Genomic DNA, 8,992 nt, shown 5'->3' on the forward strand with positions numbered 1-8,992 from the left:
GCCGCAACGGCACCTGACGACCCTGCCCATACGCGGCGATCAACGCCTGCGCCTCGATCGGATCACCCAGCGCCGTCCCCGTACCATGCGCCTCCACCGCATCCACATCCGACGGCGCAAGACCGGCATCCGCCAGCGCCTGCCGGATCACCCGCTGCTGCGCAGGACCGTTCGGCGCCGTCAGACCATTCGACGCACCGTCCTGGTTCACGGCCGACCCACGCACCACCGCCAGGATGTCGTGGCCCTGCGCCACCGCGTCGTCCAGCCGCTCCACGACGAGCACACCGATGCCCTCCGACCAGGCGGTGCCGTCCGCGCTGTCCGAGAACGGCTTGCAGCGGCCGTCGGGGGCGAGGCCGCCCTGGAGGCTGAATTCCATGAACGCGCCCGGTGCCGACATCACCTGCACACCGCAGGCCAGCGCGAGCGAGCACTCCCCCGCCCTCAGCGCCTGCACGGCCAGGTGCAGCGCGGCCAGCGCCGAGGAGCAGGCCGTGTCCACCGTCATCGACGGGCCTTCCAGACCCAGTGCGTAGGACACCCGGCCGGAGACGACGCTCGGGGAGGTGCCGGTGCCGGAGTAGCCCTCCAGCGACTGTTCCGAGTTGAGCATCAGATGGGCGTAGTCCTGGCCTGAGGCGCCGACATAGACACCGGTACGGCTGCCGCGCAGCGCGACCGGGTCGATGCCGGTGCGCTCCAGCGCCTCCCACGAGGTCTCCAGCACCAGTCGCTGGTGCGGGTCCATGGACACCGCCTCGCGGGGCGAGATGCCGAAGAACGCCGCGTCGAAGTCCGCGATGCCCTCGATGAAGCCGCCCTGCCCGGTGGCGCTGCGTCCCGCGCCCTCGCCGACCAGGTTCACGTCCCAGCCCCGGTCGGTGGGGAACGGCGTGATCGCGTCTCCGCCCGCCGCGACCAGGTTCCACAGGTCCTCGGGACCGCCGATGCCGCCGGGGAAGCGGCAGGCGATACCGACGATCGCGACCGGCTCACCGTCGTACCGGCCCGCGGCGGGCGCCGGGTCCTGCGCGGCGGCGTCGACCGGGCCGCCGAACACCTCGTCGAGCAGGTACGCGGCGAGCGCCTGCGGTGTCGGGTGATCGAACACGAGCGTCGCGGGCAGGGTGAGCCCGGTCGCCTGGCTGAGGCGGTTGCGCAGTTCCACGGAGGTGAGCGAGTCGAAGCCCAGGGCACGGAACTCGCGGTCGGCGACCACGGCCTCCGGCGAGGCGTGCCCCAGCACGGCTGCCGCCTCGCCGCGCACCAGGTCGACGAGCACGCGGGCCCGATCGGCCGGGGCGGCGCCGTCGAGGCTGCGCAGCGCCGCGGCCGCGGTGCCCCCGGCGGTGGCGATACGGCGCCCCCGCAGCAGGTTGCGCAGCAGCGGGTGAACCATGCCGGTGGTGGTCGTGCCGGTGGTGACGCGGGCCGGCACCAGCAGCGGCTCGTCGACGGCGGTGGCGGCGTCGAACAGGGCGAGGCCCTGCGCCAGCGGGATCGGCGGCATGCTGGACCTCTCCAGCCGCTCCAGCGCCGCCGCGTCCATGGTCGACGTCATGCCGGTCTCGGAGCTCCAGGCGCCCCAGGCCAGGGACACTGCGGGCAGCCCCAGCGAGCGCCGGTGGTGGGCGAGGGCGTCGAGGAACGCGTTGCCCGCCGCGTAGTTGCCCTGGCCCGCGGTGCCGAGCACACCGGAGACGGACGAGTAGAGGACGAACGCCGCGAGGTCCCGGTCGCGGGTCAGCTCGTGCAGATGCCAGGCGGCGTCGGCCTTGGGCCGCAGCACCGCGTCGAGCCGTTCGGGCGTCAGCGAGGCGATCACACCGTCGTCCAGCACACCCGCCGTGTGCACCACCGCGGTCAGGTCCTCGACACCGGCCAGCACGGCCGCGAGGGCGTCCCGGTCGGCCGCGTCGCACGCGACGACGGCAACCTCGGCCCCGAGGCCGCGGAGCTCGGCGCACAGCTCCCCGGCACCGGGCGCCTCCGGGCCCCGCCGGCTGACCAGCAGCAGCCTGCGCACACCCCGCCCGGCCAGGTGGCGGGCGAGTTCCGCGCCGAGGCCACCGGTACCGCCCGTGACCAGCACGGTGCCGTCGGGGTCCCAGCCGGCGGGTACGGTGAGGACGATCTTGCCGATGTGGAGGGCGCGGCTCATGTGGCGGAACGCGTCGCGGGCCCGCCGTACGTCCCAGGTGCTGATCGGCAGCGGCTGCAGCACCCCCCGGTCGAAGAGCCGGAGGAGGGCGAGAAGCATCCGCCGGATGTCGTCGGGGTGGGCCTCGCCGAGGTCGAAGGGCCGGTAGGCGACGCCGGGCGGGCCGTCGCGCAGGTCGGTCTTGCCCATCTCCAGGAATCGGCCGCCCTCCCCCAGCATCCGCAGGGAGGCGTCGATGAACTCGCCGGTCAGCGCGTTGAGCACGACGTCGAAGCCCCGCCCGAAACGGGTCTCGAACGCGGTGTCGCGGGAGGAGGCGATGTGGTCGTCGTCGAGGCCCAGGCCGCGCAGTGCGTCCCACTTGCCCTCGCTCGCGGTGGCGAACACCTCGGCGCCCAGATGCCGGGCGACCTGGACGGCCGCCATGCCCACTCCGCCGGCGCCGGCGTGGACGAGCACCTTCTCGCCCGGGCGCACCCGGCCGAGTTCGACGAGCGCGTAGTACGCGGTGAGGAACACCAGCGGCACCGACGCGCCCTGCTCGAAGGTCCAGCCGCCGGGCAGCGGGGTGAGGTAGCGCTCGTCGACGACGCCCAGCGGCCCCATACCGCCGAAGAGCATGCCGCAGACGGGGTCCCCGGGCTTCAGCCCGGTCACCCCCGGGCCGGTCTCCACCACGACGCCCGCCGCCTCGGCGCCGAACGAGCCGGCCTCCCCGGGGTACATGCCGAGTGCGTTCAGCACATCGCGGAAGTTGAGGCCCGCCGCGCGGATCGCGACACGCACCTGACGGTCGCCGAGGGGTTCGGCGGCCTGCGGGCAGGGGGCGAGCGTCAGTGCGTCGACGCTGCCCTTGGCAGTGGTGTCGAGCCGCCAGGGTACGCCTGCGGGCGGCACGAGGGACGGACCGCCGGAGAGCCGCGCCAGCCGTCCGGCGTAGGTCACGCCGTCGCGGACGATCAGTTGCTGTTCCCCGGTGGCCGCCATGGCGGGCGTGATCTCTCCGGTGCCGTCGAGGTCGACGAGCAGGAACCGGCCGGGGTTCTCGGCCTGGGCGCTGCGCACGAGGCCCCATACGGCGGCGGCGCCGAGGTCGGTGACAGGCTCGTCACCGATCGCCGCGGCTCCGCGGGTCACGAACACCGTGCGCTCGTCGGCCCGCTGGAGGATCTCCAGCACCCTGGCCGTCTCGGCGTGCGCGGAGGCGGCGTCGGCGGTGCCGGAGACCTCGACGATCCGTACGCCGGCCGGCTCCGCCGCTGCGCCGTCCGCTGCCCGGCCCGCTTCCTGCTCCCATGCCGGTGCTTGTCGCCGGTCCTCCGCCAGGGGGAGCGGTGTCCACTCCACACGGAACAGCGAGTCGCCCGGGTCGGGCCCGAGGACGGCCCTGCCGGCCGACGGCTCGCGCACCGCGAGCGACTCGGCCGACAGGACCGGGGCGCCGTCGACGTCGACCGCGGTGACGGAGACCGCGTCGCCACCCGCGTGCGACAGCCGTACGCGCAGCCGGGACGGACCGACCGCGTGCAGGGACACCCCCCGCCACTCGAAGGGCAGGCCCCGGCCCGCGCCCTCGACGAACGTGATCGCGTGCAGGGCGGAGTCCAGCAGTGCCGGGTGGACACCGTATCTGGCGGCGTCCTCGGCGCCGTCGGGCAGCGCGACCTCGACGCAGACGTCGCCGCCGGCGCGCCAGGCGGACTCCAGCCCCCGGAAGACCGGGCCGTAGGACAGCCCTGCCTCGCCCAGGGCGTCGTAGAAGCCCTCCAGGTCGAGGGGTACCGCGCCGGCGGGCGGCCACTGCGCGGTGCCGATGCCGGCCTGGCGGTGGTCTTCGGCGAGGGTGCCGTCCGGGTGGCGGCCTTCGGCGAGGGTGCCGCTCGCGTGCCGGACCCAGCTGTCGGAGCCCGGCGCGCGGGAGTGGACGCTGACGGCGCGTCGGCCGCCGTCGTCGGGCGCGCCGACGCGCACCTGGACGGGCACGGCATCACGCTCGGGCAGCACCAGCGGTACGACGATGGTGAGACCGTCCACCCGATCGCAGCCGGCCACGTCACCGGCACGGATGGCCAGGTCGAGGAATCCGGTGCCGGGGAACAGCACCGCCCCGCCCACGACATGGTCGGCGAGCCACGGCTGGAGCGCCGGGGACAGCCGACCGGACAGCACCAGTTCGTCGGTGCCCGCGACGGACACCGACGCGCCGAGCAGCGGATGGCCGCCCGGGGCGAGCCCGTACGCCGTGGGGTCCCCCGCCCTGCCGCCGACGGAGCCGCGGGGCCAGAAGCGCTCATGCTCGAAGGGGTAGGTGGGCAGGTCGACGAGGCGGGTGTGCGGGAACCACGGAGCCCAGTCGACGGGGACACCGTCGACGTGCAGCCGGGCGAGGGCGGTGGCCAGGGCGGTCGCCTCGGGCCGGTCCCGGCGCAGGGCGGGCACGGCGCCGTCGACGAGGGCCGACAGCGTGCCGTCGGGCCCGATCTCCAGGAACCTGGTGGCGCCGGCGTCCCGCAGCCGGTCCACGATGTCGGCGAACCGCACCGCGTCCCGGACGTGGTTCACCCAGTACTCGGGGTCGGTGGCGTCGCCGGTGGTGAACAGCGGAATCTCCGGCCGGTGGAAGGTGAGCCGGGCGATGGCCGTGCGGAGGTCGTCGATCATCGGGGCCATCAGCGGGGAGTGGAAGGCGTGCGACACCTTCAGCCGCTTGTGCTTCCACCGCGCGGCGAGGCGCAGCACCTCGTGCTCGTCGCCCGAGACAACCGTGGACCGGGGGCCGTTGACCGCGGCGATCGAGACGCCGTCGGTCAGCAGCGCCGCGACCTCCGCCTCGGGCGCCTGCACGGCGGCCATGGCGCCGCCGGGCGGCAGCGCCTGCATGAGCGAGGCCCGGGCGGTGACGAGTGCGGCGGCGTCGGCGAGGGACAGGACCCCGGCGACCTGGGCGGCCGCGATCTCTCCGACGGAGTGACCGGCGAGGAAGGCGGGCCGCACGCCGAACGACTCCAGCAGCCGGTACAGGGCGACTTCGAGGGCGAACAGCGCCGGCTGGGTGTTCCCGGTGCGGTCCAGCGCCTCCCCGCCGTCGCCGAGGACGACGTCGCGCAGTGCCGGGTCGAGGTGGGCGAGCACATCGTCGAGCGCGGTGGCGAAGGCCGGGAACCTCTCGTACAGTTCGCGTCCCATGCCCGGCCGCTGGGAGCCCTGGCCGGAGAACAGCAGGGCGAGGGTCTGGTCGGCGGCGGCCCCCGAGGCGATCTCCGTGCCGTCGAGGACCACCGCCCGGTGCTCGAACAAGGACCGGGCGGAGACCAGCGAATACCCGATGTCGGCGGCGTCGCCCGGGAGTTCGGCGAGCCGCTCGATCTGGGCGCGCAGGGCGGCAGGGGACTTCGCGGAGACGACCCACGGGGCGGGTGCCCGCCCGTGCGGCGCCTTCGGAGCGGGGGCGGGCGGCTCCGGCGCCGGCGGCTCCTCGAGGATCACATGGGCGTTGGTGCCGCTGATACCGAACGAGGAGACGCCGGCCCGGCGCGGCCGGTCTCCGGTGGCGGGCCAGTCCACGGCCCGGGTCAGGAGCGAGACGGCGCCCGCGGACCAGTCGACATGCGAGGACGGCTCGGTGATGTGCAGGGTCCCCGGCAGCACACCATGACGCAGCGCCATCACCATCTTGATCACACCCGCCACACCCGCCGCCGCCTGGGTGTGCCCGAGGTTCGACTTCACCGAGCCGAGGCGCAGTGGGCGGTCGGCGGGCCGGTCCCGGCCGTAGGCGGCGAGGAGGGCCTCGGCCTCGATGGGGTCGCCGAGGGCGGTGCCGGTGCCGTGTGCCTCGAGGGCGTCCACGTCGGACGGGTGCAGTCCGCCGCTGGCCAGCGCCTGCCGGATCACCCGCTGCTGCGAGGGACCGTTGGGGGCGGTCAGCCCGTTGGACGCGCCGTCCTGGTTGACGGCCGATCCGCGCAGGATCGCGAGTACCGGACGCCCGGCGGCCACCGCGTCGGACAGCCGCTCGACGGCGAGCACGCCGACGCCCTCGGACCAGCCGGTGCCGTCGGCGTCGTCGGAGAACGCCTTGCACAGCCCGTCCGGGGCGAGGCCGCCCTGCCGGGAGAATCCGGAGAAGCCGGTCGGCGTCGCCATCACGGTCACGCCGCCGGCGAACGCGAGCGAGCACTCGCCGGCCCTCAGCGCCTGCGCGGCGAGGTGCAGCGCGACCAGTGCCGAGGAGCACGCGGTGTCGACGGTGACCGCGGGACCCTCGAGGCCGAGTGCGTACGAGACGCGTCCGGAGATCACGCTGGCCGCCAGCCCGGTGCCCGCGTGGCCTTCCAGGTCCTCGTCGGACGCCATCACGACATGCTGGTAGTCCTGGCCGTTGGTGCCGAAGAACACGCCGGTGCGGCTGCCGCGCAGGGACGCCGGGGCCACGCCGGCGCGTTCGGCCGCCTCCCAGGACGTCTCGAGCAGCAGGCGCTGCTGGGGGTCCATCGCCAGCGCCTCGCGCGGCGAGATGCCGAAGAACGCCGCGTCGAAGTCGGCGGCGCCGGTGAGGAATCCGCCGCGCCCGGTGGCGCTGGCGAGTGCCCCGAGGTCCCAGCCGCGGTCGGCCGGGAACTCGGTGGTCGCGTCCCGTCCCTCGACGAGGAGCGTCCACAGGTCCTCCGGCGAGTCGACGCCTCCGGGGAAGCGGCACGCCATGCCCACGATGGCGACGTCGTCCGTCGTGCGGACCACGTCGGTGCCGGCCGGGCCGGCCTCGGTGCCCAGGAGTCCGCCGAGCAGGAACTCGGCGAGGGCCCGGGGGCTCGGGTAGTCGAAGACGAGTCCGGCGGGCAGTGCGAGCCCGGTGACCTCGGTGAGCTGGTTGCGCAGTTCCACCGCGGTCAGCGAGTCGAACCCGAGGTCGCGAAACGCCTTGTCGGCGGCCACGGCCGCGGTGTCCGCGTGGCCGAGGACGGCTGCGGCCCTGGTGCGCACGAGGTCCAGCACGGGGGCGACCCGTTCGCCCTCGGGCAGCGCGCGCACGCTGCCGCGCAGGGCGGCACCGGCGGACTCGCTGTCCCGCCGGGCGGTTTCGAGCGCGTCGAGCACACCGCGCGCGCCGGGGAGCCGCTCGAGTACCGGCGTCTGGCGCAGGCTCAGCAGGGCGGCGAGCAGCTGCGGGTGGTGGAGGTCGGCGACCACGGCGGTCGCGGCGGGATCCGCCACGACGTGGTGCAGGGCGTCGACGGCGAGACGGGGGTCGAGGCCGGTGGCGCCGACCTGCTTGATCGCGGCGGCGGCGCGGGCGCCGCCGGCCATGCCGTCGCCGGCCCAGGCCCCCCAGGCTATGGAGGTCGCGGCCCGGCCATCGGCGGCGCGGCGCTGGGCGAGTGCGTCGAGGACGGCGTTGGCCGCGGCGTAGTTGCCCTGTCCGGGGTTGCCGACCGCACCGGCGACGGAGGAGAACAGCACGAAGGCGTCGAGGTCGCGTTCGCGGGTCAGCTCGTCGAGGACGGCCGCGGAGGCCGTCTTGGCGCGGAAGACGTCGGCGAACCGGTCAGGTGTGAGGCCGTCCAGCACGCCGTCGTCGAGGACACCGGCCGCGTGCACCACGGCGGTGAGGTCGTCGATGCCGTCCAGCAGTGCGGCGACCGCGTCGCGGTCGGCGGCGTCGCACGCGGTGATCACGATGTCCGCGCCGAGTCCGTCCAGTTCCTCGAGGAGTCCGGCGGCGCCCGGCGCGTCGGGGCCCCGGCGGCTGAGCAGGACGATCCGGGCAGCGCCGCGCCCGGCGAGGTCGCGGGCGAGATGGCGGCCGAGGGCGCCGGTACCGCCGGTGACGACCACGGTGCCGGAGGGCTCCCACCCGGGTGCGCCGGGCGCGCTCGGCGCGCCGGGCGCGACGACGATACGGCGGCCGAAGACACCGGAGTCGCGCACCGCGGCCTGGTCCTCCCCCGAGCCGAGGACGGCCGGAAGGCGCCGCAGTCCGCGCTCGTCGAGTTCCTCGGGCAGGTCCACCAGTCCGCCCCAGCGACCGGGGTGCTCCAGTGCCGCGACCCGGCCGAGTCCCCAGACGCCGGCCTGCCACGGGTTGCGCACCCGGTCGCCGCGGCCGACGGAGACCGCGGCGCGGGTGACGGCCCACAGGGGCTCGGTGATCCCCGCGTCGCCGAGGGCCTGCAGGAGGGTGGCCGTCGCGGCGGCCGGGGTCTCGTCTCCCGGGTCGTCGAGCGCCATCAGGGAGACGACGCCTGCGTACCCGGTCCCGGCCGGCGAGGGGATCAGCCCGGCCAGCCGCACGCGGTCCGCCCGGGGGACGTCGAGCCGGGTGGCGTCGCCGAGGGCGGCGACGACGGCGGTGGCCCACGGGTCGTCCGCCGCGCTCTCGGGCACGACGACCAGCCAGGGTCCCCGGGCGGGGGTGAGCCCGGTGACCGGCTGCCATGTCTCGCGGTGCAGCCAGGAGTCCACCGTGGAGCGTGCCTTGCGCCGGCCCCGCCACGCCGACAGTGCGGGCAGCGACTCCGTCAGCCCGGCGCGGGTGGCGTCGTCGAGGCCCAGCGTCGCGGACAGGGAAGCGATGTCCTCGCGTTCCACCGCGGTCCAGAACGCGGCGTCGGCCGGGTCCTGGGCCAGGGCCCCGGCGTCGGCGGTGTCGGGCCAGTAGCGTTCGTGCTGGAAGGGGTAGGTCGGCAGATCGACCCGCCGCGCGCCCGGGTAGAACGGGGACCAGTCCACCGGCACACCGTCCACATGCAGTCGGGCGAGCGCGGCGAGCAGCGCATCCACCTCACCGCGGTCCCCGCGCAGCACCGGCACCGCACCCTCCACCAGCGC

General features: G+C 75.4%; 1 protein-coding gene. It reads right to left on the minus strand.

Translation table 11 applies throughout. The features are described 5' to 3' along the window. A partial coding sequence (locus SCWH03_RS28100) for a type I polyketide synthase (RefSeq protein ID WP_272491135.1) occupies nucleotides 1-8,974 on the minus strand: 8,974 nt, incomplete at its 3' end. Nucleotides 8,975-8,992: the final 18 nt, after the last annotated feature.

The organism is Streptomyces pacificus, assembly GCF_011766325.1.
GTDB classification, from domain to species: Bacteria; Actinomycetota; Actinomycetes; order Streptomycetales; family Streptomycetaceae; genus Streptomyces; species Streptomyces pacificus.